The sequence below is a fragment of the Bombilactobacillus folatiphilus genome (assembly GCF_023380265.1).
GTDB classification, from domain to species: Bacteria; Bacillota; Bacilli; order Lactobacillales; family Lactobacillaceae; genus Bombilactobacillus; species Bombilactobacillus folatiphilus.
Window position 1 is genome coordinate 1,518,007 of the sequence record NZ_CP093366.1, and the last position, 25,353, is coordinate 1,543,359.

Annotated in this window: 19 protein-coding genes and 3 rRNA genes; 7 read left to right on the top strand and 15 right to left on the bottom strand. The window is 39.5% G+C overall.

Going from position 1 to position 25,353, the window contains the following annotated elements; translation table 11 throughout:
• Positions 1 to 514 precede the first annotated feature (514 nt).
• Positions 515 to 1,198 (bottom strand): hypothetical protein, encoded by a 684-nt coding sequence (locus MOO45_RS07545; RefSeq protein ID WP_249514302.1) that lies wholly within the window; start codon positions 1,196 to 1,198, stop codon positions 515 to 517.
• A 334-nt stretch (positions 1,199 to 1,532) separates the two neighbouring features.
• Positions 1,533 to 3,176, bottom strand: a complete 1,644-nt coding sequence (locus MOO45_RS07550) for a peptide ABC transporter substrate-binding protein (protein ID WP_249514304.1) — start codon at positions 3,174 to 3,176, stop codon at positions 1,533 to 1,535.
• 183 nt (positions 3,177 to 3,359) lie between these two features.
• On the opposite strand from MOO45_RS07550, the gene MOO45_RS07555 reads away from it, so the two are divergent.
• On the top strand, positions 3,360 to 3,866 hold the full coding sequence (locus MOO45_RS07555; protein ID WP_249514305.1) for a GNAT family N-acetyltransferase: 507 nt from the start codon (positions 3,360 to 3,362) through the stop codon (positions 3,864 to 3,866).
• Between the two features lie 38 nt (positions 3,867 to 3,904).
• Here the strand turns inward: MOO45_RS07555 and MOO45_RS07560 are convergent, their stop codons facing one another.
• Entirely contained in the window at positions 3,905 to 5,095 is a 1,191-nt protein-coding gene (locus tag MOO45_RS07560; protein ID WP_249514306.1) for an MFS transporter, read from the bottom strand.
• A gap of 77 nt (positions 5,096 to 5,172) precedes the next feature.
• Here MOO45_RS07560 and MOO45_RS07565 point away from each other — a divergent pair, with 77 nt between their 5' ends.
• Together MOO45_RS07565 and MOO45_RS07570 are read left to right on the top strand one after the other, a co-directional pair.
• Positions 5,173 to 6,291 (top strand): hypothetical protein, encoded by a 1,119-nt coding sequence (locus MOO45_RS07565; protein WP_249514307.1) that lies wholly within the window; start codon positions 5,173 to 5,175, stop codon positions 6,289 to 6,291.
• A complete protein-coding gene (locus MOO45_RS07570; RefSeq protein ID WP_249514308.1) occupies positions 6,269 to 7,111 on the top strand; it encodes an alpha/beta hydrolase in 843 nt (280 codons plus the stop codon). Before MOO45_RS07565 ends, MOO45_RS07570 begins: the two co-directional genes overlap by 23 nt.
• Positions 7,112 to 7,816: 705 nt before the next feature.
• Here MOO45_RS07570 and rrf read toward each other — a convergent pair.
• The 9 genes from rrf to MOO45_RS07615 form a co-directional block, all read right to left on the bottom strand.
• Positions 7,817 to 7,933, bottom strand: a 5S ribosomal RNA gene (gene rrf, locus MOO45_RS07575).
• 74 nt (positions 7,934 to 8,007) lie between these two features.
• Positions 8,008 to 10,917: ribosomal RNA gene (locus MOO45_RS07580) — 23S ribosomal RNA — on the bottom strand.
• A gap of 132 nt (positions 10,918 to 11,049) precedes the next feature.
• Positions 11,050 to 12,616, bottom strand: a 16S ribosomal RNA gene (locus tag MOO45_RS07585).
• Together the 16S, 23S and 5S rRNA genes form the textbook arrangement of a ribosomal RNA operon.
• 343 nt (positions 12,617 to 12,959) lie before the next feature.
• Complete coding sequence (locus MOO45_RS07590; RefSeq protein WP_249514309.1) at positions 12,960 to 14,087, bottom strand: LCP family glycopolymer transferase; 1,128 nt, start codon at positions 14,085 to 14,087, stop codon at positions 12,960 to 12,962.
• 129 nt (positions 14,088 to 14,216) lie between these two features.
• Positions 14,217 to 14,966, bottom strand: coding sequence for an aspartate/glutamate racemase family protein (locus MOO45_RS07595; protein WP_249514310.1), 750 nt, complete (start codon positions 14,964 to 14,966; stop codon positions 14,217 to 14,219).
• A 4-nt stretch (positions 14,967 to 14,970) separates the two neighbouring features.
• On the bottom strand, positions 14,971 to 16,503 hold the full coding sequence (locus tag MOO45_RS07600) for a UDP-N-acetylmuramoyl-L-alanyl-D-glutamate--2,6-diaminopimelate ligase (protein ID WP_249514311.1): 1,533 nt from the start codon (positions 16,501 to 16,503) through the stop codon (positions 14,971 to 14,973).
• Entirely contained in the window at positions 16,500 to 17,561 is a 1,062-nt protein-coding gene (locus MOO45_RS07605) for a sensor histidine kinase (protein WP_249514312.1), read from the bottom strand. The genes MOO45_RS07600 and MOO45_RS07605 overlap by 4 nt, the downstream gene beginning before the upstream one ends.
• A gap of 2 nt (positions 17,562 to 17,563) precedes the next feature.
• On the bottom strand, positions 17,564 to 18,244 hold the full coding sequence (locus tag MOO45_RS07610) for a response regulator transcription factor (RefSeq protein WP_249514313.1): 681 nt from the start codon (positions 18,242 to 18,244) through the stop codon (positions 17,564 to 17,566).
• A gap of 71 nt (positions 18,245 to 18,315) precedes the next feature.
• Positions 18,316 to 19,332 (bottom strand): zinc ribbon domain-containing protein, encoded by a 1,017-nt coding sequence (locus MOO45_RS07615; protein ID WP_249514314.1) that lies wholly within the window; start codon positions 19,330 to 19,332, stop codon positions 18,316 to 18,318.
• Between the two features lie 307 nt (positions 19,333 to 19,639).
• On the opposite strand from MOO45_RS07615, the gene thiM reads away from it, so the two are divergent.
• The 4 genes from thiM to MOO45_RS07635 all read left to right on the top strand — a co-directional run bounded on the left by thiM (position 19,640) and on the right by MOO45_RS07635 (position 22,257).
• Positions 19,640 to 20,458, top strand: a complete 819-nt coding sequence (thiM, locus tag MOO45_RS07620) for a hydroxyethylthiazole kinase (protein WP_249514315.1) — start codon at positions 19,640 to 19,642, stop codon at positions 20,456 to 20,458.
• A complete protein-coding gene (thiD, locus tag MOO45_RS07625) occupies positions 20,451 to 21,254 on the top strand; it encodes a bifunctional hydroxymethylpyrimidine kinase/phosphomethylpyrimidine kinase (protein ID WP_249515193.1) in 804 nt (267 codons plus the stop codon). The genes thiM and thiD overlap by 8 nt, the downstream gene beginning before the upstream one ends.
• Positions 21,251 to 21,898: a thiamine phosphate synthase gene (gene thiE, locus MOO45_RS07630; protein WP_249514316.1), complete on the top strand. Its 648-nt coding sequence runs from the start codon at positions 21,251 to 21,253 to the stop codon at positions 21,896 to 21,898. Before thiD ends, thiE begins: the two co-directional genes overlap by 4 nt.
• A 98-nt stretch (positions 21,899 to 21,996) precedes the next feature.
• Positions 21,997 to 22,257, top strand: a complete 261-nt coding sequence (locus MOO45_RS07635; protein WP_249514317.1) for an SWEET family sugar transporter — start codon at positions 21,997 to 21,999, stop codon at positions 22,255 to 22,257.
• A 95-nt stretch (positions 22,258 to 22,352) separates the two neighbouring features.
• On the opposite strand, the gene MOO45_RS07640 is transcribed toward MOO45_RS07635, so the two are convergent.
• Genes MOO45_RS07640 through MOO45_RS07650 form a run of 3 tightly spaced genes read right to left on the bottom strand, consistent with a single transcriptional unit; the run spans position 22,353 to position 25,348 of the window.
• On the bottom strand, positions 22,353 to 23,123 hold the full coding sequence (locus MOO45_RS07640) for an acetyl-CoA carboxylase carboxyltransferase subunit alpha (protein ID WP_249514318.1): 771 nt from the start codon (positions 23,121 to 23,123) through the stop codon (positions 22,353 to 22,355).
• Positions 23,116 to 23,970: an acetyl-CoA carboxylase carboxyltransferase subunit beta gene (locus MOO45_RS07645; protein WP_249514319.1), complete on the bottom strand. Its 855-nt coding sequence runs from the start codon at positions 23,968 to 23,970 to the stop codon at positions 23,116 to 23,118. Before MOO45_RS07645 ends, MOO45_RS07640 begins: the two co-directional genes overlap by 8 nt.
• Positions 23,963 to 25,348 (bottom strand): acetyl-CoA carboxylase biotin carboxylase subunit, encoded by a 1,386-nt coding sequence (locus tag MOO45_RS07650; RefSeq protein WP_249514320.1) that lies wholly within the window; start codon positions 25,346 to 25,348, stop codon positions 23,963 to 23,965. Before MOO45_RS07650 ends, MOO45_RS07645 begins: the two co-directional genes overlap by 8 nt.
• Positions 25,349 to 25,353: the final 5 nt, after the last annotated feature.

Below are 25,353 nucleotides of genomic sequence, written 5' to 3' on the forward strand. Positions count from 1 at the left end.
AAATTTTGAAAAAGCTTGAGCTAATGTCGCAAAAGTATTGTAATCGTTTTTATAAAAATCACAAACTGCTAGATAGCCATTTGACCGTTGAATAATATCCTACACGTGTTATACTAATAAATGTGCAATGATTGTTGTACTTCTATGAAACTTAGGCCCGTTTGCTTGCGGTGTTGTACGTTTTAATAAAAGTCAGTTATCAATCTTGTAATTATACTGAATGTTGATGGATGATTATTCTATTGCCGTAGAGTTTTATTCCGGAGTTTACGTATTTATTATATAAATAATAAAGATGCTTCTATATAAAGATTCATTGTTCTGGGGAGAACTTTGGTTGATCTGATCATAGTAGTATCTTTTTTTTACATAAAATTTTATATCGGTTCATTTATTTAAAGAGTTCAGTAAAAAAAGACAGTGTGTTTTTCGAATAAAGACTTATACTAAAGAAGTGTTCTATACCAATTAAAAAACAGATAAGCTAACTTAGCTTACCTGCTTGATACTTTCTTTATTTAGCTAATACAAATGTTAAGGGAGAATTATAACAAGCTTGTTCACACGTTTGAATCAACAATCCACCATTTGCTTTTAAACTTTCCAATGGTTTAGGATCACTATGACTGACACCATTATAAATGGCATAAACATGATAAGCTTTATTTTGTGCATAAATTGTAGAACCTATTTGTAACTTCCAGACCTTATTTGCTTGCGGTGTTGAACGTTCTAGTAAAAACCAATTATCAACCGGTGCATCTGCCCAACGATAGATGTGACCATCTCCAGGAACTGATCCATTGCCGTGGAAAGTTCCAATAGGGAAAAGAGTGTTTTCAAAGCCAATAGCGTTTGAAGTATCCATTGAGCTGAAAGATTGTGGCGCAGGAGCATTATTTGGGGGAGCTGCCTGTGCCGGACTTGATGATTCATTGTTCTGGGGAGAACTTTGATTTACTTGATCTGTAGTATCTGGTTGGTTATTCTGCCGATTACTACCGGTATGGGGAATATCGGATAATTGAGAAGTAACCTTAATGGGGTGCTGTTGTTTATTAAATGATATGGGGTGAACAGCACGACCAGTTTCAGTACTTAAGCTGTCAGCGACACTAGGGGAATAGTTGCCACATTGGCTAAAAAATAGGGAAGTGTTTATCGCTAAAACACTCAAAAGACTTAAAAAGAATTTCATAGTAACTGCCTCCTAAGAGGCCTAGCAGTTACGAAGTCCTACAATTAATATCAGAGGGCAGTGAAGCCACTTCATCTGACAAGAGTAATAATACCGAAGAAGCGTAATGAGAACCACTACAAGAAAACAGAAAATGTCGCAAAAAAGACACAATGATAAAAGTTGTTGTATAACTGTATCAAAAAAAGGACACATTTTAGAAAAAAAGGGCTTGACAGGGTCTAGGGTGGCTCTTTTTTAGTTTGATTGGTGGTATTCAACAAAAAAATCGACCAGTTAGCATTCAACTGATTGATTTTTCATATTTCCAATTCAAAGATAAAAGACAATCAAATTACTTCTTCAACCGAACGGAAACCATATTATACATATTAGATGGTGTGTAATCCATATTTTTCACGCGCGCTTTGGTCATGAATGCTTGCCCATTTTGATACAAAGGTACAACCCCTTGCTGTTCATTCAAAATGTTTTGCGCAGCTTTCATGTCATTCCAACGCGCCGTTGGATTATTAGCATCCTCGTTCATACTTTTATTTACCAAATCATCATACTGTGAATTGGACCATTTTCCATTGTTGTAACTATTATCCGACATGAATAATGTCAAAAAGTTAATCGGATCCGGAAAATCTGCATTCCAAGCTGTCGCTACTAAATCAAAATCACCGCTTTGAGAACGACTGATTCGACTTTTATAAGGAACATTGTTTAACGTAATTTTTAGACCAGGTAACTTTTGTAAGGAACTTTGCAAAAACTCACTACGTTGCTTATCAATATCAGCATCATCACTCAATAATGTTAAATTCATCTTTTTACCAGTTTGACCCGTTTCGGCTAAACCTTGCTTCCACAAAGCTTTGGCCTTCTTTAAATTAAACTGTGTATATTCTTTACCTGTTTGACTTGTTTCACCCACAAAATCTTTATTCTTATTATTAGGATCATACGACATATCTGCAGCCGTAGCCGAAGTTGCCGCCGAGGTTCCATTGCCTAAAACTTTTTTGGCTAACTGTTGACGGTCAATCGCATATGATAAAGCCTGACGCAATTTCTGATTTTTAAACATCGGCAATCTCTTTTGATTCATTTCCAAATAATATGTGGAATTTTGTTTTTGTACACTATAACCTTTGGAACCTTTCATTTGTTTGGAAGTATCACCAGTTAATTCGGCACGATCTAATTTATTAGATTGATATAAATTAAGCGCTGTAGATGCATCTTTCACCACTTGATATTTCAAAGCATGAACTTTAACATTTTTAGCATCCCAATACTGATCATTTTTAACTTCTTTCCAAGTATTATCAGAATTACTCCAGTTAACTAACTTGTAAGGTCCATTGAAAACTAATGCCTTCGAACTCGTACCATATTTTTTGCCCCATTTTTTAACTGTTCGCGGATTTTGTGGATAAAATTGTGAGCCCGTCATCAACTGATTAAAATAAGGAATGGGCTTTTCCAAAGTCACTTGCAACGTATGGGCGTTCAGTGCTTTCACTCCTAAAGAATTAACTGGTTTTTTACCGGCAGTAATGGACTTTGCATTGGCTATACCTTCATATATATAAGCATACTGGGACTTGGTTTTAGGATTGACCGTCCGCTTCCAAGCGTATACAAAATCATTCGCCACCACGGGGTCACCATTACTCCATTTAGCATTTTTTCGTAATGGAAAAGTGTATGTTAAGCCATTATTTGTCGGTGAAACCACGCGAGTCGCCACAGCTGGTTCGATTTTGCGTCCGCTATATCGATATAATCCGTCCATTGTATTTTGTGCTGACTGTGCACTCAAAATATCCGTCATCAAAGACGAATCCATAGTTGAAATTAAATCTTTGGACATAATCCGTACTTCATGATTCGGAACTTGCGCTTGTTTTTTTGAACTACAGCCCACTAAGCTTAATGTTGCAACTATTGCGAGTACACCACTGATTGTTCCTTGCTTCCATTTCATATTTTCCAACTCTTTTCTTCAATGTTTATGCACAGTCTACTATCATTTGAATTAAAAGTAAATGAGATTTTTATTTAATTTGGATTAGGAATGTTTTTGCCAATCAATTTAATTTACTACCATTTTTGACATCAAACACTTATAATAAACGCTATTAAATCTTACTAAAAATGGAGCAAATTTTTGAAAATCACTTTTCGTTTAGCACAGCAAACCGATCTACATAACATTGTCAAAATTTACAATCAAAGTGTGATTACTAAAACCATCACTGCCGACTTTATCCCATTAAAAATAGAGCAACGACAAGCTTGGTTCCAAGAACACAATCTAAATCCATTACGTCCTTTGTGGGTGATTTTAAATGAACAACAATCCGTGATTGGTTGGGTCAGTTTATCCGATTTTTATGGTCGCCCAGCATATCAAGCAACAAGTGAAATTAGTATTTATTTTGATCAGGATTTTCAACATCAAGGTTTCGGGCAACAAACTTTGGATTTTGTTTTTTCAAAATTACTACAATGTCAAATCACTACTGTTCTTGCAATTATTTTTAGCACTAATAACGCTAGTCAAAAACTCTTCGCCAAAAATCAATTCCAGCATTGGGGGCATCTTCCAGATGTTGCACAAATCCCCCCTAAAATGCAACCACTCAGTATGGAAATTTGGGGACGTCATTTCTAACACGTCTAACACGGAAAAAATCAATTTCTATTTGTTATTTATATTGACCTAACCTCTCGAACAAACATAACTCCCACGGCAACTAACAAGAAGCCACCGACAGTTAAGTAAAATAATATGTTGAATGAAAACTCCGCAACAATTAAACTACCGACGTAAGGTCCAATAGCACGTCCTAACGAACTAAAAACCACGTAAAAACTTTGATACCGACCGCGATTATTTTCATTCGAAAATTGATTTAGCAATGATGGAATTGTTGGAAAAGTAATTGATTCACCAATAGTCAAAATTAACATACTAACCACATAACGACCGTATAACCGTGCATCCGGCAACCACAAAAAGGATGATCCCATAATAAAAATGCCTAATACAATTTGCCATTTAATTGATTTTAAAAAATGTTCCGTCAAACGATTCATCAACGGCTGAATAATAATTAAAGATGCTGCATTCACACTAAACAACAAACTATATTGATGCATTGACAAGTGTTGGTTTAGCATATAAATTGATAGATTACTGTCCCACTGACAGTATCCTAGCCACACAATAAAAATGGCCACACAAATTAATACCAAATTAATTTGCAGTGCTGTAGACTTTAAGGTTGCGGATTTGCTCAGGTTTACTTGAAAATTTGATTGGATATCATTTTGATTCTGAAAACAACCATCTAATGCTGTTCCTTTCGCAAAAACAATCCATAAACATAACAAAAAACATACTGCAGGTAAAAAGAAAGTCAAAAAAATGCTATATTGAAAAATTACACTTACCAGCATCGAACCAACAGCAATCCCTACATTGGCCGCTAAATACATAATGTTAAAAATTTGCTGTGACTGTAAACTTTGCTGAGCGACCAGTGCCGTATAAGAATTCACCGCCGTAGAGGCGATGCCCATGCCCAGACCAGCCAAGATCAATAACACTGCATAAATTGGCCAAGAATGCCAGCGTGCTAACAATAAAAAGGCTAGTGCTGCAATTAAATAACCACTATTAAGAGTTGCTTGATGAGAAAAGTGGTCAAACAGATATCCTCCCAAAACATTACCGATCATCATCATTAAAGAATAAATCATTAGGACAAAGCCAGCGGTTACCATGGATTCGTGTAAGTACTTTGTAATAAAGATTGTATTAACCGGTAGAATGAATCCCATTACCAAATTAAAAATAACATTCATAATTAATAACCAACGACGTTGTGCATTTTTCATAATTTTCCCCTTAATGTGTGTTTTTTCATCAAAAAAGTTGCTGCTCTGCTAAAATTATCCACATGGAGGTTTAGTACATGTTTGATTTTCGTCCAAAGCAATTATTATCTCGTTGGCAACACGTACTCTGGCCTATTTATCCCTTTGTTTTATTTGATGCTTATTTGCATGTAATCATTGATAGCATTATTATGCCGCACGGTTTTTTAACAAGCATTCTGCACTTGCCAAACTTAAAACAATATTTACCCTGGTTTATTAACATGCATACTATTTTAGAAAGCTGTATTTTACTTTTTTTAGGTTATAATATTGCCAACAAATTTAGTAACACAAAGAAACAAGTTAGTAATTTTTGCGCTATTTTAATAATTATTATAACTAGTTTTACTCATGACGTCACTTTCACTTTTCATCAACAGCCCTTGCTCCTAGTCATTGTCATTGGCCTCGTTACCGCGTTAATTATCAATAAAATTCCGTATTCATCGCTGCAAATCTTTACTTCTTTGGGATTAGGTTATCTATTCAACTGGATCAATCAACTAAATTGGTTCAACAACATCCCTGGTATTTCTACTAATGCCCAGCGTATTCAACCTTTAGCTTTAATCCCATTAAATATTTTAAGATGTTTAGGTACTTGGTTAGGCTTAATTAACCCCTTTAACGCCAAATCTCAAGCTATTACCTCACCGAGTGCAGTAGATAATCTAAGTTCTGCATTATCCCACAAAAATCTCAATAATTTACCCTATCCAATTAACACACATTCTCTTTACAGTAGTTATGCATTTTTAGGCGGCGTTGGTTGTACACTTGGCCTGATTTTTGCCCTATTGATCTGCAAACAGCATCAAGTTGTTTTAGAAAATTTAATTCCTAGCATGTTTGGTTTAAACGCGCCACTCTTTTTTAAACTACCCATTCTGCTTAATCCTATTTTGCTGGTTCCTTTTATTTTAAGTCCTATCATAAGTATGTTGATTGGCTTTATTTTTATCACTATGCATTGGACACCTCCTGCAGTTTACCAAATTTTTGCAGGTACCCCCAGCTTTTTACTGAATTTTTTAGGAACTAACGGTCATTGGGGGGCATTTGTAGCCACTCTTTTGGCAATCATTAGTTCGACATTGATTTATTTACCTTTCATTAAGTACGAGGTTCGCCATGAAAAACAAATTTTGGATTAAACTCATCCTTTTGTGGTTTCTGCTAACCATTATTCCTGCTTTTTACACTATGCAACATTCAGTTCATTATGAAAAAACTTTTCACAATTCACGTTTGGCACCAATTATTTTTATTCCTGGCAGTTCTGCCACTCAAAATCGTTTTGACGACCTCTTTCAAACTTTGAATCGTCCCAAAACCAAACACAGTATTCTAAAAATTACTGTCACTACCAAAGGAAAACTTCAAAAAACTGGCACTATTGCCCCTCGCGACAAACAACCTTTCATTGTCATCGCCTTTGAAAACAATCAAGATGGTTATCGAAATATCCAAAAACAAACACGTTGGTTGAATATTGCCATGAAATATCTCACCAAAAATTATAACTTTAACCATTTTTCAGCTGTGGGACATTCCAATGGTGGTTTGATTTGGACGTTGTATCTAGAAAAATATTTTAGTGCTAATTCTCTTTCCATCAATAACTTGATTACCATTGGAACTCCTTATAACTCACTAGAGTCCACACCTAATAATCCCACAACCATTTTTCATCAACTTCATCAAAACAGGAACAAGTTACCTAACAATTTATTAGTTTATTCCATTGCTGGAAGTACAAATTATCAAGATGATGGAATTGTACCTTACCAAAGTGTTGAAGCTGGAAAATATATTTTCCAGAAAAATGTTAAAAAGTATACACAAACCACCGTTACTGGTAATGAAAGTAACCATTCTAGTTTATTAGCAAATTCAGAAGTCACAAAATTGATTAGAGACTTATTACTTAAAAATGATCCCAACTTAATGGACGATAAATCTACTCAAAATTAAAAGCGGTATTTAGTAGTCAATTGACTAACTAAACACCGCTTTTGGATAACTATTAAAATAGTTATCTGGGATATTACCCTTCGATAATATTTATTAACTAGTTCACATCTAGCAATAAACCGTCACCATATCCATTGGCTATTGTGCAAAACACAATCAACGTTCCCAGAGAGATTACACATGTAATCACTCGACTCATCGCACAATTAAAAATTATCACGAATGACGTTGAAATGCAAGGTCAATTAAGACTTGTGCAATCATGTACCTCATCATAGCAATATCTCCCGGAACTAATGGAACCAGTGCTGGAATTTAAACAAACTGATCTGCATTTTTCCACCGTGCAAAGCAAAAACTCATAGCAAAATTTATAATGATAGTTTAAAACTTAGAACAGACTCAGTCGCCAAGAATTTACTCAATATCCAATAAACCACCCACCAATGGCTCCAAACATACCACTATATCAAAGAGCACTCCAATGAATATTGATAAATACAGCATAGCCAATCGTGCCTAAAAAACTTAAAATGATTTGAATTAAAAGCTCATGGAACATAAATTGGATCACCGCCCTCCAACCTACGATGGGTGTTGTACAAATTTCTGGTTCTTTAATACCACCAATTACTATTGATGAATAATTTAAAAACAACATACAAAAAAAGAATCATCATTATATAATGGTGATTCCCAAAAGATGCGTGGCAACGACCTATCCTCGCAGGTAGTTTCCCACCAACTACTTTCGGCGCTGAGAAGCTTAACTTCTGTGTTCGGCATGTTTACAGGTGTTTCCTCCCCGCTATCGCCACCACACTTGCGTTCTTCTTACCTTTTCGCTTGAAAGAACCTTAGTCCTCTCAAAACTGAATATTAAGTTACTTACACCTTTGGTTAAGCCCTCGACCGATTAGTATTGCTCAGCTCCATATATCACTACACTTCCACTCGCAACCTATCTACCTCATCTTCTTTGAGGGGTCTTACTTCATTCCTGAATGGGAAATCTCATCTTGAGGTGGGTTTCACACTTAGATGCTTTCAGCGTTTATCCCTTCCATACATAGCTACCCAGCTGTGCCTTTGGCAAGACAACTGGTACACCAGCGGTATGTCCATCCCGGTCCTCTCGTACTAAGGACAGATCCTCTCAAATTTCCTACGCCCGCGACGGATAGGGACCGAACTGTCTCACGACGTTCTGAACCCAGCTCGCGTACCGCTTTAATGGGCGAACAGCCCAACCCTTGGGACCGACTACAGCCCCAGGATGCGATGAGCCGACATCGAGGTGCCAAACCTCCCCGTCGATGTGAACTCTTGGGGGAGATAAGCCTGTTATCCCCAGGGTAGCTTTTGTCCGTTGAGCGATGGCCCTTCCATACGGTGCCACCGGATCATTAAGCCCGACTTTCGTCCCTGCTCGACTTGTCTGTCTCGCAGTCAAGCTCCCTTCTACCTTTACACTCTACGAATGATTTCCAACCATTCTGAGGGAACCTTTGGGCGCCTCCGTTACTGTTTAGGAGGCGACCGCCCCAGTCAAACTGCCCACCTGACACTGTCTCCCGCCGTGCTTCAACGGCGCGGGTTAGAGTCCTCATATAACAAGGGTAGTATCCCACCATTGCCTCCTTCGATACTAGCGTACCGAGCTCTTCGGCTCCTACCTATCCTGTACATGTTACACAAAAACTCAATATCAAGCTACAGTAAAGCTCCATGGGGTCTTTCCGTCCTGTCGCGGGTAACCTGCATCTTCACGGGTATTATAATTTCACCGAGTCTATCGTTGAGACAGTGCCCAAATCATTACGCCTTTCGTGCGGGTCGGAACTTACCCGACAAGGAATTTCGCTACCTTAGGACCGTTATAGTTACGGCCGCCGTTTACTGGGGCTTCAATTCTGGGCTTCGACCGAAGTCTAACTCATCCTCTTAACCTTCCAGCACCGGGCAGGCGTCAGCCCCTATACGTCATCTTACGATTTTGCAGAGACCTGTGTTTTTGATAAACAGTTGTTTGGGCCTTTTCACTGCGGCTGGCTCTTATACCAGCACCCCTTCTCCCGAAGTTACGGGGCTATTTTGCCGAGTTCCTTAACGATAGTTCTCTCGCTCACCTTAGGATTCTCTCCTTGACTACCTGTGTCGGTTTGCGGTACGGGTATTCTGTATCTAACTAGAAGCTTTTCTCGGCAGTGTGACTATCGTGCTTCGCTACTTTAATTTCGCTCCCCATCACATCTCATTCTTAGTTACAAGCATTTGACTCACAACCAAACTTAATGTTTAGACATGCTTTTCCAGCTGCATGCTCACGATTCATCTCCTGCGTCCCTCCATTGCTCAAACAATACAGAACAGTACAGGAATCTCAACCTGTTTTCCATCGATTACGCCTCTCGGCCTCATCTTAGGTCCCGACTAACCCTGGGCGGACGAGCCTTCCCCAGGAAACCTTAGTCTTCCGGTGGATCAGATTCTCACTGATCTCGCGCTACTCATACCGGCATTCTCACTTCTAAGCTCTCCACCAGTCCTCTCGATCTGGCTTCTTCGTGCTTACAACGCTCTCCTATCGCATTCATTTTTACATGAACACCCACAGTTTTGGTACCATACTTAGCCCCGGTACATTTTCGGCGCAGAACCACTCGACTAGTGAGCTATTACGCACTCTTTAAATGAGTTGCTGCTTCTAAGCCAACATCCTAGTTGTCTAAGCAGTTCCACTTCCTTTTCCACTTAGTATGGATTTTGGGACCTTAACTGGTGATCTGGGCTGTTCCCCTTTCGACGATGGATCTTATCACTCACCGTCTGACTCCCAGGTATAGATCTTTGGCATTCGGAGTTTGTCTGAATTCAGTAACCCATGACGGGCCCCTAGTTCAAACAGTGCTCTACCTCCAAGATCCTCTCCCTGAGGCTAGCCCTAAAGCTATTTCGGAGAGAACCAGCTATCTCCAAGTTCGTTTGGAATTTCACCGCTACCCACACCTCATCCCCGCAATTTTCAACTTACGTGGGTTCGGTCCTCCAGTGCGTTTTACCGCACCTTCAACCTGGACATGGGTAGGTCACTTGGTTTCGGGTCTACATCTACGTACTTACTCGCCCTATTCAGACTCGCTTTCGCTTCGGCTCCGTCTTCTCAACTTAACCTCGCACGCAAACGTAACTCGCCGGTTCATTCTACAAAAGGCACGCCATCACTCTTTAACGAGCTCTGACTACTTGTAGGCACACGGTTTCAGGATCTATTTCACTCCCCTTCCGGGGTGCTTTTCACCTTTCCCTCACGGTACTTGTTCTCTATCGGTCACTAGGGAGTATTTAGCCTTGGGAGATGGTCCTCCCGGATTCCGACGGGGTTTCACGTGCCCCGCCGTACTCAGGATCCTGCTAGAGCGCTTCTGATTTCGTCTACGAGGCTTTCACTCTCTCTAGCTCAGTTTCCCAACTGATTCGACTATCTTCCACTATCTCACTTCGCAGTCCTACAACCCCAAAAAGCATGCTCTTTGGTTTGGGCTCTTTCCACTTCGCTCGCCGCTACTACGGAAATCGATTTTTCTTTCTCTTCCTGTGGCTACTTAGATGTTTCAGTTCACCACGTCTTCCCCACTTCATCTTTCGACCAAGTGTGACTAAGCTTTATCTTAGCCGGGTTCCCCCATTCGGATATCTCCGGATCTTCGTTTACTTACAACTCCCCGGAGCATTTCGCTGTTCGTTGCGTCCTTCTTCGGCTCCTAGTACCTAGGCATCCACCGTGCGCCCTTATTATCTTAACCTATTTCTTAATTCTTCTTCGTTTCTCGGTGTCTTTTCTCTTAATATTCAGTTTTCAAAGTACTAATGTTTGAGAGTAGACCTCTCAAAACTAAACAAAGTTTCTACAAAGTGCTTTCCGTTATTTTCCTTAGAAAGGAGGTGATCCAGCCGCAGGTTCTCCTACGGCTACCTTGTTACGACTTCACCCTAATCATTTGTCCCACCTTAGACGGTTAGCTCCTATAAAGGTTACCCCACCGGCTTTGGGTGTTACAAACTCTCATGGTGTGACGGGCGGTGTGTACAAGGCCCGAGAACGTATTCACCGTGGCATGCTGATTCACGATTACTAGCGATTCCAACTTCATGCAGGCGAGTTGCAGCCTGCAATCCGAACTGAGAATGGTTTTTAGAGTTCTGCTTGCCCTCACGAGTTTGCTTCTCGTTGTACCATCCATTGTAGCACGTGTGTAGCCCAGGTCATAAGGGGCATGATGATTTGACGTCGTCCCCACCTTCCTCCGGTTTGTCACCGGCAGTCTCACTAGAGTGCCCAACTTAATGCTGGCAACTAGTAACAAGGGTTGCGCTCGTTGCGGGACTTAACCCAACATCTCACGACACGAGCTGACGACAACCATGCACCACCTGTCTTCCTGTCCCCGAAGGGAACCTTGTATCTCTACAACTTGCAGGAGATGTCAAGACCTGGTAAGGTTCTTCGCGTTGCTTCGAATTAAACCACATGCTCCACCGCTTGTGCGGGCCCCCGTCAATTCCTTTGAGTTTCAACCTTGCGGTCGTACTCCCCAGGCGGAGTGCTTATTGCGTTAGCTACAGCACTGAGAGGCGGAAACCTCCCAACACTTAGCACTCATCGTTTACGGCATGGACTACCAGGGTATCTAATCCTGTTCGCTACCCATGCTTTCGAGCCTCAGCGTCAGTTACAGACCAGAGAGCCGCCTTCGCCACTGGTGTTCTTCCATATATCTACGCATTTCACCGCTACACATGGAGTTCCACTCTCCTCTTCTGCACTCAAGTTCTCCAGTTTCCGATGCAATTCCTCAGTTAAGCTGAGGGCTTTCACATTCAGACTTAAAAAACCGCCTGCGCTCCCTTTACGCCCAATAAATCCGGACAACGCTTGCCACCTACGTATTACCGCGGCTGCTGGCACGTAGTTAGCCGTGACTTTCTGGTTGAATACCGTCACTATCTGAGCAGTTACTCTCAAATACGTTCTTCTTCAACAACAGGATTTTACGATCCGAAAACCTTCTTCATCCACGCGGCGTTGCTCCATCAGACTTTCGTCCATTGTGGAAGATTCCCTACTGCTGCCTCCCGTAGGAGTTTGGGCCGTGTCTCAGTCCCAATGTGGCCGTTTACCCTCTCAGGTCGGCTACGTATCATTGCCTTGGTAAGCCGTTACCTTACCAACTAGCTAATACGCCGCAGGTCCATCCTTCAGTGACAGCCGAAACCGTCTTTTAACTCCCAATCATGTGATTAGAAGGCTTATGCGGTATTAGCAACTGTTTCCAATTGTTATCCCCCACTGAAGGGCAGGTTACCTACGTGTTACTCACCCATCCGCCGCTCGCTTCCTTATCTTCCTACCCGAAGGTATTCTGTTAGTTCCGCTCGCTCGACTTGCATGTATTAGGCACGCCGCCAGCGTTCGTCCTGAGCCAGGATCAAACTCTCATTTTTAGTTTGTGACTCAGACTCTGAACTCTAACGTTCTTTGTCTTCTTTATTTATTGCTTTTATTGACGGGTTCTTGCGAACCCAGCACTTTGGTTAAAAAGAAACTTTGTTCAGTTTTCAAAGATCTACTTTTTTGCTCACAGCACTTGATTATGCCGCTTGTTTAGTTTATCATCTTATCATGAGCTTGTCAACTGCTTTTTTAAATCATTTAGCAGTGACGAACATGACTCATTGACAACAGAAAATATATTATCAACTTTTTTCTTCTTTTGCAACCCCTTTTTGCATCTTTTTTGATTTTTATTTTGAAAATGCCTACCGACTGGGATCGATAGGCATTTTTTTATTTATCAATTAAATATTCATCCGACAAATTGGTATCGTAAATTACATAATTTTGATTAGCTTTAGAATTGAAATTAAAATTATTACGTGTTTTATTATAGTAATTTTGTCTTGTTTCTGTATTACTCAATTCTTCTTTATTTTCACCGACACTAGTTCGCAATTTATTCGATACACGTTGCAATTCTTTAGTGGGAGCTACTTCATACGAAACATTGTCAATTAAAGTTCCCATTCCTTGCAAATGATCTGAATCTATATTTTTAGATGCACCACGATAGTATTGTACCAACGCCGTAATATCATCCAAAGATAGATTGGTACTCATCGAATTAGAAATACTATTTAATACTTTTTGCAAGTTAGGCAAAGTACTCAAAGAAGTAGCTTTTTTAACAATACCCGTAATAACTTGGCGCTGACGCATTTGTCGTCCATAATCACCGTCTGGATCCTCGTAACGCATCCGAGCATACGATAAGCTCTGCTTCCCATTAATTACCTGCTTACCCTTGTGAAAACTACTACCATCATAACTGAAAGCAAACGGCGCATTCACTTCCACACCACCCACAGCATCAACAATTTTGGGCAAAGAATGAAAGTCTAACGTAATATAATTATCCACTTTAATATTAACTAGTTTTTGAACTGTTTTAACCGCAGCTTCTGATTCTCCTAAATTATAGGCCGAATTGATCTTTTGAATAATATGCTTATTATTTTTTACCCCATAAATTTGCGTCAACGTATCTCGAGGAATACTCATTAATACGGTTTTCTTAGTCTTAGGATTAATCGTAGCCACAATCATCGTATCTGAATTACCACGATCATCACGACCTTCACCACCAGTATCTACACCTAATAACAAAATCGTTACCGGCTTACGCTGAGCAATTGCTTTAGAAGGATGTAAATTACTTGTAGGCTTATAAGCGTGCCCCAAGGCATTACTAGCCTGTGAATAAATCCGAAAGCCATAAGCACCAACGACAAAAAAAGCCATAATCATTATTAACGCAAAAACTTTTAAAAATCGATGACTACTCATTTGATGTTGCGTTTGCATTGAAACTTTTTGATTGCGTTGTAACAACGGTTTATTGGAATCTAAATTCTTCATTAATCAAATTAACCTCAAAGTCTTTAATAATTTTTAGCACAAAATACCAAAGCATCATTCATCTAATGATTCCATTAATATTTAAGCTTGTTAATTATATATTATAGTTACGATAATTCCAAGGCAATTTTAGCTATTCACTATAAGACCATGTTGAATCTTAATTGCTTGACCATGACGCAATTTTTGACCTAAAGTAACACAAGTGTCGACCATAATGCTTTGTGCATCAATCACTGGATAAGAATGTTCCGGAGCCTTTTCTTGCGCTAAAGACAATTCTGTACACCCTAAAATAATTGCTTGTGCACCAAATTCGTCATACATGCGCTGTAAAATCTGATGATACAATGAAGCATCAACTTCGTCTTTTTGCTTAATATGGTTATAAATTAAAGACATAACATCATCTTGCAACTTCTGATCGCCTAAAGTATAACTCAAACCTTGCCTTTGTAATTCATTAGTGTAAACTTCATCTTTTAAAGTTCCTTGTGTAGCGATTAAGCCTACTTTTTTGACGTGTGGATACTTTTGCTTTAATCTTGCTACTGCAACTCTAGGCATATGCAACAACGGAACTGTAGTTTGTCGCTGTAATTGATCATAAAAGAAATGAGCTGTATTACAAATAATTACCATAAAAGCCGGATTCAAAAAACTCTGCTGCTGAATATCCTCTAACAAATCAGGATAAAAACTAGGTCGTTGATGATCCAAAATATAATTTGTCCGATCTGGTACACTCGCATGATTTACCAAAATATAATTTAAAAAATCTTGATCATTTTGCGCTGGGGTACGTTGATTTAGTAAACGAATAAAACTTTCAGTTGCCGCCGTGCCCATGCCACCGATCACTGTAAAAAAATCTTTCACTGATTTATGCCTCAATCTCTGCGATTACTTGTTGGGCCACCTTTAAATCATTAGGATAAGCAATATCTCGACCCTTGATTTTTTGATAACCATCTTCACCTTTACCAGCCAAAACAACAATATCCTGAGCACGACTGTGCAAAATCGCAATTTTAATGGCTTCTTGCCGATCTAGAATCGTCTTGACTAGTACCCTATTATGATCAATTTTTGCATCAATTTCTTGACAAATTTGCTTGGGATCTTCAAAACCTGGATCATCAGTCGTCAAATAAGTTACATCAGCATTTTCATTCAACGCTTTAGCGAAACCTGCACGTCGTGAGACTCCTTTATCGCCAGTACTACCAACCACAACAATAATTTTAGAATGCGGATACTTCTTTTTCAAAAAGCCCAATAAGACTGACATACTGCCGTAATTATGTGCATAATCTACATAAATAGTTCCGTGATCTTTGGTTTTTAAAGATTCCATCCGCCCGGGAATCGTCACATCACAAATCGAAGTTTTGGCCAACTCGTACGATGCTCCCGCCAGACCTGCACCGACAATCGCTGCAGTCGCGTTAGCTTCATTAAAATCACCGATCAAACTCAATTGATACTGACCCGCTATTTTGAGGTTCATTGCTTTTTTGGTTTGTGCTTTCAAACAAAATTCATTTTCTGATAAAGTACTTTCTTGATTTTGATAAACAAAATCTGCATGCTGATCGTTGCCACCTGCGTGGGCGAAAAGGTAAATATTCTCAGGTTGTGTAGTTGCCTTAGCAGCTTGATAAACTTCTTCAAAATATGCTGTATCCGCATTAATGACACAACGTTTAGCATTCACCAACAACTGTAGCTTACAATGCAAATAATCTGCCAAATTGGGATGCTCATTCGGTCCGATATGATCGGGTGTCAAATTCAAGAAAAAACCCACATCATACTTCAAACCATAAACACGATTACGCTTATAGGCTTGTGATGACACTTCCATTACCAAATATTTCATACCACTATTCACAGCTTCACGCATATCATGAAATAAATCCAAAGATTCTGGCGTTGTTAAATTAGATTTAAATTTTTGATCAGGATTAGGTCCCAAGATCCGGTCTACCGTAGAAAACAAGGCTGTCTTTTTATTAGAATAATTTTGCAAAACACTGTGCGTAAAATAAGATGAAGTCGTTTTACCCTTAGTTCCCGTAAAAGCTATGATAAATAAATCATTTTGAGGATAATTATAAAAAGCTGCCCCTAACAACGCCATCGCTTTTTGCACATCATTGACAATTAATGCATTCATGCCCTTAATCTCAGGATAAGCAATTTCTGAAACATAGGTCGTTGCCCCATTGGCTTGTGCCTGACGTAGATACTTCTCCTCGAAATGTGTACCTTTGCAAAAAAACATGCCGTCCTTAGTGGCTTGCCTTGAATCATAAGTTACTGAAGTAATTTCATTATCAAAAACAATGTCTGCATACTCCAGTAGTTGATGCTCCTGCAACAATAAAATACAACCATTTAAAATTAACGTCATGCTTTATCTCCTTCATTAGCTAAATTTTTGGGTAAAACAATTTTAAAACAAGTTAGTTGCGGATCAGAAATCACTTCAATGGCACCTTGTTGCAGCTGAACCAAACTTTTAGCAATTGCTAAACCTAAACCAGTACCACCCGTTTTACTAGAACGAGATTGATCAACACGATAAAATCGATCAAACAAATGCTCCTGATCACATACACGAATCGGTTGCCCATTATTAGCCACTTGTAAAATCACTTGTTGATTTTGTTCCTGTGCCTTCAGCCAAATATGATCAGCACCTTGCCCATACTTCAAAGCATTACTGACTAAATTATTAAATACTCGACCTAATTTTTGACTGTCTGCACGCATCATAATCTGCTGACGATCACTGACTACTTCTATTTTAATACCTTGCTTTTTGGCTTCTAATTCAAAATCTGCATCAATTTGCTCCAACATTTGGATCATATCAAATTCTTGCAGATTCAATTTTGTCTGTGAATTATTAGCTCGTACATATTCAAATAAGTCATTAACCAATGATCGAAGTTGTAAGGATTTTTGATAAGCAATATGCACATATTTTTGAACATTCTCCACATTCTGTTGTGGATTTTGCTCAATCAAACCTAAAAAACCGATAATGGAAGTTAACGGCGTACGCAAATCATGACTAACATTAGTAATCAATTCATCTTTACTACGCTCCATACGTTCTTGCTGCTGCATAGATATTTGCGTTGCCTGAATCATATCATTCATTTGTTGAACCAGACACTTCAACTCCGGAATGACCACTTGTTTAGTTGTTATTGACTGAGCCGTTGGTGCGGACAACAACACTGTTTGAAATACTTGGCGGGTTTGCTTTAACTGCTGGTGCAAAAAATCTTGATATCCAATCAGCGCCCCCAAACCAAGGTCTAGAACTATAAAGAGCAAAACTAATCCATTAGAATAAGGAATCAATTGAAACCAAAATAAAAAAAATTGACTCCCCAACAGTAACAAAAGAATACCGCTAATCACTAAAATGAGGCGCCAAATCCATCCCTTGCGTCTCATTTTTAGGCCTCCACTTTGTAGCCCACACCCCAAACAGTTTTGATGACTTGTTCACCATTTGCAGCTTCTTCAATTTTATCGCGTAAATGACTCACATGGACCATTACTGTTTTAGCGGAAACGACATTTTCCTGCTTCCAAACTCGTTCAAAAATTTCGTCGGCTGAAAATACCCGATTCGGATGGCTCGCTAATAAATATAAAATGCCAAACTCTAAAGCCGTCAACTGGACTTGAATGCCCGCATCTGTAACTACTTCATGTGAAGTTTTATCGATCGTTAACGGTCCAACTTCTAATTTGTCTAGTTCCGGATCACGACTATTGCTGCGGCGCAATAAAGACTTCACGCGAGCCATTACCTCCAGTGGATTAAATGGTTTTGCAACATAATCATCAGCTCCAGTTACTAAACCTTGAATTTTGTCCAAGTCACTTGTCTTAGCGGAAACCACAATAATCGGAATTTGTGAATCCTCGCGTAATGTTTTGATGACATCAATCCCTGACATACCAGGCATCATGATATCTAAGATCATCAAGGCCACATCCGAATTGTTTTTTAACTGCATTAAGGCCTCTTCACCTGTATTGGCAATAATAGACTGATAACCCTCATTTTTTAAATAAATACTCAATAACTCTACAATATCTTGATCATCGTCAACAACTAATATTTTCACTAATCATCGCCTCACATAATTGCTCAAACAACTATCAATTCAACAATATCATACCATATCTCAACACTTGCTCAATAACGAACATATTTTTGTTTGAATTGATGACCATCCCACAACGTTAAAATCCATAGCAAGATACTAATTCCCAAAATCAAATGGCCCGTAGTGCCCACGGCAAAGGGAATCTGAAGTTCAACATTAGAAATAGAACTAAAGATCAAATGCAAAATGGCAACGCCACCAAGATAAAAAATCACACTCAAAGAAGCTCCCCAATTAGCTAACTTTTTACCAAAATGATTTGGCATTAGCGCGCCAAAAAGAACCGACAAAGGACCTATAGCAATAATCCATAAACTTAAAGCAGGATTCAATTGTAAATGAAAATAATAATTTAATAATGATAATGCTTGCTGAACAGTTTGGGCGAGCGATGGATTAGCCGTGGCGTTCGTCCCTAATAAAATCGTGAGTGGATTGGCACTAAAAAATCCAGGCCAATAACTACTGGACAACAAAATAGCAGCTACGATCAGCAATAGCCATGATCGTGAAGCTTTTGGGCCTGAACCACTTGTCAGTTTGGCCTGCGAAACTTCCACGATTTGAGGATTTGCTTGTATTGGGACCGGTTGTGTTAAATCTGGTTGTTGATATTGCTGAGGTAAAGTTTTATTAGTTTTTAAAGGCCGCAAATTATTTTGAATCGGCTGTTGAGCATGTCCAAAAGCTCGTTTAATTTTAGTATCCAAATTAGTTTGACGATGGTTAGCATGCCAATACCCACCAAAAATTAATACCAACGCTGCTAGAAAACTAACAACTTTACCTACATAAAAATACGTCAAAATAACAAAAATAATCGCTAAAATTAAAACTAACGGGTTATCTTTGAGCCATTTTGCAAAATTGAGCGCTGGCTTGCCCGTTGAGTGATGATATTTCTGTGATCGCGAATATTTTTGTGGAGCTTGCTCATCAATTTGATTAACATTTCGTGATGCTGATTGACCAAACTGATAACCGCAAATTGGACATTTTTTTGCTTTACTATTTATTTTGGCGCCACACTGTGGACAGTATCGCATCCAAATCACCCTTTCTGAATGCTGATTAGTTTTTAAAGAAACTCAATTATAACCATTTAAAACAATAAAAGTACTGCCTATCAGATAATTTTAAAGCAAAATTATGAATTTTCTATTTTAAAATTCTATTCTTTCCATTTAAAGCGCTAACATTTTGAATGAAAGTTTGCTATGATGAAGTTATGCGAGGGGTACCTATCTGGCTGAGACAATTTTTTGAACCCTTTGAACCTGTAAGTTAGCACTTGCGTAGGGACGTTAATTGAAATTTCCTCGCATAAAATCGAGTTTTGGAGAGGAAACGCTAATGAAATTATCTTTATTGAATAAATTACGGGAAGTTAATCCTGTAATTTTAAATCTATCTAACTTTGTCACTGTACAAGATGTTGCCAACGGCTTAAACGCTTTGGGGGCATCGCCAATTATGTCAGAAGAAATTGCTGAAACTGATGAAATGGTCAAAATCTGCAATGCAGTAGCTCTAAATTTAGGTGCCTTTACCCAAGCCCAAATTACCCATTTGCGTGCCATGGGAAAACAGGCCAACCAAGCCCATAAACCAGTTGTATTAGATCCCGTCGCCGTCGCAGCGATTACTTATCGCAAGCAGGTAGCCTTAGAATTATTAAACCAATTTCAAGTCAACGTCATTCGCGGTAATGCGGGTGAAATTGCTGCCTTGGCAGGTTTTGATTGGCAAGCTCACGGAATTGATGCTGGTGGTGGATCTAGTGATTTAACCAAAATCGCACAAGTCGCCGCGCAAAAATTCCATTGTACTATTTTGCTAAGTGGTGCCACTGATATTATCACAGATGGACAACGTGTCACCAAAGTCTCTAACGGTACACCCTTGTTTGCCACACATGTTGGTTCTGGTGACATGTTGTCAAGTATTGTCGCTGCCTTTTTAGCCGTTGCTGATGGAGATGATTTTCAAGCTGCCGCCGTTGCAGCATTAGTTTTTGCTTGTATCGGTGAACTAACTGCCAGCCAAGAAAAAAAGATGGGATCTGGCACTTTTATTATGCGACTCTTAGATCAATTACAATTCACCACTATTGAACAGATAACCAAAATTGCCCGTTATCGGGAGGTTGAAACTGATGACAAATGTGAATAGTTTTCCACAGACGTTAACTTTAGCTGGAACCGATTCGGGTGGCGGTGCTGGTATCATGGCTGATCTCAAAACTATGGAAGCTCGCCATGTCTTTGGAACCGCTGTTGTCGTCGCCGTAACCGCGCAAAATACTTTGGGCGTGCAAAAATCTTTGATGTTACCCATTGATATGATTAATGCTCAATGTGCTAGTCTTGCGGCGGATTTTCAAATTAAAGCTTGCAAAACAGGCATGCTTGGCGACAAGGAACACGTTTTAGCAGTTGCCAATAATCTCCGTCAATACGATTTTGGACCGTTGACTGTCGACCCTGTCATGGTTGCCAAAGGTGGAGCCATTTTATTAGAAGAAGATGCTATTAAAACCATGATTACAGAACTCTTTCCTTTAGCCACCATTTTAACGCCAAATTTGCTAGAAGCTGAAAAAATTGTGGGCCAAACCATTGATACACCATCTGATTTTAAACGTGCTGCGCAAATGATGCAGCAAATGGGTGCCAAAAATATTGTAATCAAAGGTGGCCATAAAGTAGGCGAAAAAGTGCAAGACTATGTTCTTTTGGCAAATGGTCACGAACAGTGGCTCAGTGCACCGAGAATTGACACTAAAAGGACTCATGGCACCGGTGATACATTGTCAGCCTGTATTACTGCCGAATTGGCTAAGGGACACAGTATCATTCAGGCACTGCAAATCGCGAAAAATTATATTTCACAAGCAATTGCGCAAACCATTCAAGTTGGTCATGGTCATGGACCTTTGAATCACTGGGCCGGTCAGGAGTTGTCATGATGATAAAATTTAATCCTCAAATACTCAAAGCATACTTCATCTGTGGTACCCAAGATTTATTACCAAACACTAATTTGCTAAGTCTTGTCGAACAAGCTCTAAAAGCTGGTATCACTGCATTTCAATTTCGTGACAAGGGGGCGAATTCACAATTAAATGCTGATCAACGTCTCAAAATGGCCCAACAATTGCATCAACTTTGCCAAGATTATCAAGTTCCTTTGATCATAGATGATGATGTCAGACTAGCTCAACAAGTACACGCTGAGGGTATTCATGTTGGTCAAACTGATCAAAATATCCAGCAAGTTGTAGACCAAGTTCAAGATTCTATGTTTATTGGTCTATCTTGTTCCAAGACTGCCGAAATTTTAGCGGCCAACTCAATTCCTCAAATTGCTTATTACGGTTGTGGTCCCATTTATCCCACACAGTCAAAAGCCGATGCTGCCCAAGTCATCAGATTGTCTGGTTTAAAAAAATTAGTGCAAGTCGCTGTAAAACCTATTGTAGCTATCGGCGGAATTACCGAAAATGACCTGTCAGCGATTATTCAAACCGGTGCGGCCGGTTCTTCGGTTATTTCCATGATTGCCCAAAGTTCAAATGTAAATGTGACTGTTCAAAAAATGATCAACGCCTAGGGATTGCATAGTTAATTCTATGAAATCAATATTGCTTTTTTCACACATCCATTCTTATAATGTAGTATTCTTGTGAAAAATAATAAGGAAGTTGAGCAATGAAATCAAACAAATTTATTCCGATTCTCGGTTGGATTGCATCCGTCGCTTCAATTTTAATGTACGTATCTTACATCCCACAAATTATTAATAATTTACATGGTCTCAAAGGCAACCCGATTCAACCCACGGCTGCCTTACTAAATGGTTTGTTGTGGGTCATTTATGCATTATGTAAAGAAGAACGCGATATTCCCATCGCTGTTTGCAACGCTGCAGGCTTTATCTTCGGTTTAATTGCTGCCTTGACTGCATTGTAAAAACCGCCCTTAGTCATTTGATAAATCTCTGAAAATCCTACTTACGGAGAAATATCACTGCACTAAAAGCGGCTTTTTTATTTTAAATAGAACTGTTAAAATTTCCGAAAACGGGCTTGTCGTTTGACTAACAATTCATCTAATGAAATTTGATCAAATTCAGTCAATTGTTGAACAATTAGTTGCTGTAAATCATGCGCTTGATTATCCAAAATTTTTTCTGGCAATAATTTTTCAATAATCTGTTGTTGTTGCAACCATTCTGGTTCAATATGCATCATTTGCGCGGCTTGCGCAGCTAATTTGGAATCCTTCCACATGATAGAAGCAAAACCTTCCGGCGACAAAACCGTATACATACTGTGTTCTAGCATCCAAACTTGATCAGCACAAGCTAAAGCCAACGCACCACCAGAACCAGCTTCACCAATAATAATTGTTAAAATAGGCGTCTTGAGTTGCAACATTGAACTAATGCTTTGGGCCAAAACTTGACCTTGACCACTAATCTCTGCTTCTTCACCGGGATAAGCTCCAGGTGTATTAATCAAGGAAATAATCGGCACGCCCAATCGTTCTGCCGTTTGCATCATCCGCAAAGCTTTACGATAACCTTGTGGTGTCGGACTTCCAAAATGCGTCGACAAACGTTCTTTGAGTTCACGACCCTTGTTAGTCGCTACAACTGCTACTGCATGTTGTTCAATGGTCGCAAAGCCCGCAATAATTGCCGGATCATCGGCTGCAACACGATCGCCATGACAAGCAAAAAAATCGGGAAATAGTTGATCAATTAATGGACACAAATCTGCTTTGGCATCACTACGAGCGCCTTCAATAATTGATTTAACTTGTTGATCACTCATGATGAAAACCTCCCCACTTTTGCGCTTCAAAAATTGTTAACAACTGATCTAATTTAGCCACCTGTTGCGTCCGTGGAACCAAAGCGTCAATAAAACCATTTTGGTAAGCATTTTCCACACTCTGAAAATCAGGAGGCAACTGACGATTAATCGTCTGCTCAATGACCCGTCGTCCCGCAAAACCTAATAACGCCTTCGGTTCTGCCAATGTAATATCAGCCTGAGAAGCAAAACTAGCCGTGACGCCGCCGGTGGTCGGATCCATCAAAATGACAATATACAATAAACCCGCTTGACGATGTGCGTTGACCGCTTGCGAAACTTTAGCCATCTGCATCAAAGAGTGAATACCCTCTTGCATTCGCGCACCACCAGAAGCTGTCAATAACACGACTGGTAATTGCTGTTGTGTTGCTTGTTCAAACAAACGTGTCAACCGCTCACCTGTCGCTGTTCCTAGACTACCCATAATAAAATTTGGATCCATAATGCCTAAAGCTACTTCATGATCCTTAATCTGTGCTTTACCTGTTAAAACCGAATCACTGAGTTTGGTTTTAGAACGTGCCTTGCGTAATTTATCCTGATAATCTGGAAAATCAAGCGGATCAGTGGTTGTGACATCTTTATCCCATTCTTCGAAGACTTTTGTCAACATTTTTAAACGTTGATGGGCATTTACTCGAAAACCATAACCACATTCGGGGCACATCTGATATTTGCCGGCACGGCGAAAATAAAATTTTAAGCCACAGTGCGGACAATAACGAAAAATTCCTCGGGGTACATTTTGATGATAACTATTTAAAGCCTGACTAGGATGAGGCGCAAAATGATTTTCACTCATGTTGAGCCTCCAATTCTTTATCCGTAGCTAAATAAGCGGGCAAAAATTCCCGATCAATATAAGTCGTCAAATAACCGCCTTGTTGAACTTGTTTTTGCTGTAATAACGTCATCAAAAATTCCCGATTGGTGGTAATACCAGTAATTTTAAATTCCCGTAAAGCATTCAACATCCGTCGCAAAACTAAATCACGATTCGGTCCCGAAGCAATAATTTTAATAATCATGGAATCATAAAAGGGTGAGACAGTGTCACCGCTAATAATGCCACTTTCAATCCGAATTCCCAAACCACCGGGCCACGCCATTTGCTGTACTTGACCGGCTTGTGGTTGAAAATTCTTTTTAGGATCTTCTGCATTAATCCGCGCTTCAATTGCATGACCATGAATTTGGACATCACTTTGTTGCATAGACAAATCAAGTCCTGACGCAATTTTCAACTGTTCTTGAACGAGATCAACTTGCGCTACTTCTTCAGTAATAGAATGTTCTACTTGAATACGCGTGTTCATTTCCATGAAATAAAAATGATGATCCGGATCCATCAAAAATTCAATCGTGCCAACATTTTCATAATGAATGGCTTGCACTGCTCGAATGGCTAATTGCTGTAAATGCTGACGTTCTTGCTCATTAATCGCCACACAAGGCGTTTCTTCTAAAACTTTTTGCTGACGTCTTTGTAATGAGCAGTCTCGCTCGGGCAAAGCCACGACATGACCAGCTTGATCGGCCATAATCTGGACTTCAATATGCTTAGCTGGAGAAATAATTTTCTCTAAATACATATGTGAATCACCAAAAGATAATTGTGCCTCTTCTTGAGCCTGTATGAAAGAAGCCTTCAAATCTTTAGGTTCATAAACTTTGCGAATTCCCTTACCACCGCCACCAGCAGCAGCCTTGAGCATCACTGGAAAGCCAACTTTTTTTGCAACCACCAACGCTTCATCAGCGTCCTTAACGAAACCATCACTGCCAGGAATTACAGGCACATCATTTTGTTGCATTGTAATGCGGGCATTAGCTTTATTGCCCATCAACGCAATCGTTTGCGCCGAAGGACCGATGAAAATCAAATGACATTCTGTACATAATTGCGCAAACTCATCGCTTTCTGATAAGAAACCATAGCCTGGATGAATTGCTTGAGCACCCGTTAAAAGAGCCGCACTCACAATATTTTGCATATTTAAATACGAACTAGCCGGTTGCGCACTGCCAATACAAATTGCCTCATCTGCTTCTTTGACATGTTGAGCATCTTTATCAGCGGTCGAATAAACAGCAACCGAAGCAATGTTTAATTCACGTAAAGCCCGAATAATCCGCACCGCAATTTCGCCGCGGTTAGCAATCAAAACTTTGTTTAACATTCTTC

What these genes read in the sequence shown, in the direction of transcription:
- thiE (WP_249514316.1), top strand. Translation starts at nt 21,251, where the DNA reads ATGATGATAAAATTTAATCCTCAAATACTCAAAGCATACTTCATCTGT.
- thiM (WP_249514315.1), top strand. Translation starts at nt 19,640, where the DNA reads ATGAAATTATCTTTATTGAATAAATTACGGGAAGTTAATCCTGTAATT.
- MOO45_RS07635 (WP_249514317.1), top strand. Translation starts at nt 21,997, where the DNA reads ATGAAATCAAACAAATTTATTCCGATTCTCGGTTGGATTGCATCCGTC.
- MOO45_RS07615 (WP_249514314.1), bottom strand. Translation starts at nt 19,332, where the DNA reads ATGCGATACTGTCCACAGTGTGGCGCCAAAATAAATAGTAAAGCAAAA.
- MOO45_RS07605 (WP_249514312.1), bottom strand. Translation starts at nt 17,561, where the DNA reads ATGAGACGCAAGGGATGGATTTGGCGCCTCATTTTAGTGATTAGCGGT.
- MOO45_RS07640 (WP_249514318.1), bottom strand. Translation starts at nt 23,123, where the DNA reads ATGAGTGATCAACAAGTTAAATCAATTATTGAAGGCGCTCGTAGTGAT.
- MOO45_RS07650 (WP_249514320.1), bottom strand. Translation starts at nt 25,348, where the DNA reads ATGTTAAACAAAGTTTTGATTGCTAACCGCGGCGAAATTGCGGTGCGG.
- MOO45_RS07570 (WP_249514308.1), top strand. Translation starts at nt 6,269, where the DNA reads ATGAAAAACAAATTTTGGATTAAACTCATCCTTTTGTGGTTTCTGCTA.
- MOO45_RS07565 (WP_249514307.1), top strand. Translation starts at nt 5,173, where the DNA reads ATGTTTGATTTTCGTCCAAAGCAATTATTATCTCGTTGGCAACACGTA.
- MOO45_RS07550 (WP_249514304.1), bottom strand. Translation starts at nt 3,176, where the DNA reads ATGAAATGGAAGCAAGGAACAATCAGTGGTGTACTCGCAATAGTTGCA.
- MOO45_RS07560 (WP_249514306.1), bottom strand. Translation starts at nt 5,095, where the DNA reads ATGAAAAATGCACAACGTCGTTGGTTATTAATTATGAATGTTATTTTT.
- MOO45_RS07590 (WP_249514309.1), bottom strand. Translation starts at nt 14,087, where the DNA reads ATGAAGAATTTAGATTCCAATAAACCGTTGTTACAACGCAATCAAAAA.
- MOO45_RS07545 (WP_249514302.1), bottom strand. Translation starts at nt 1,198, where the DNA reads ATGAAATTCTTTTTAAGTCTTTTGAGTGTTTTAGCGATAAACACTTCC.
- MOO45_RS07600 (WP_249514311.1), bottom strand. Translation starts at nt 16,503, where the DNA reads ATGACGTTAATTTTAAATGGTTGTATTTTATTGTTGCAGGAGCATCAA.
- MOO45_RS07645 (WP_249514319.1), bottom strand. Translation starts at nt 23,970, where the DNA reads ATGAGTGAAAATCATTTTGCGCCTCATCCTAGTCAGGCTTTAAATAGT.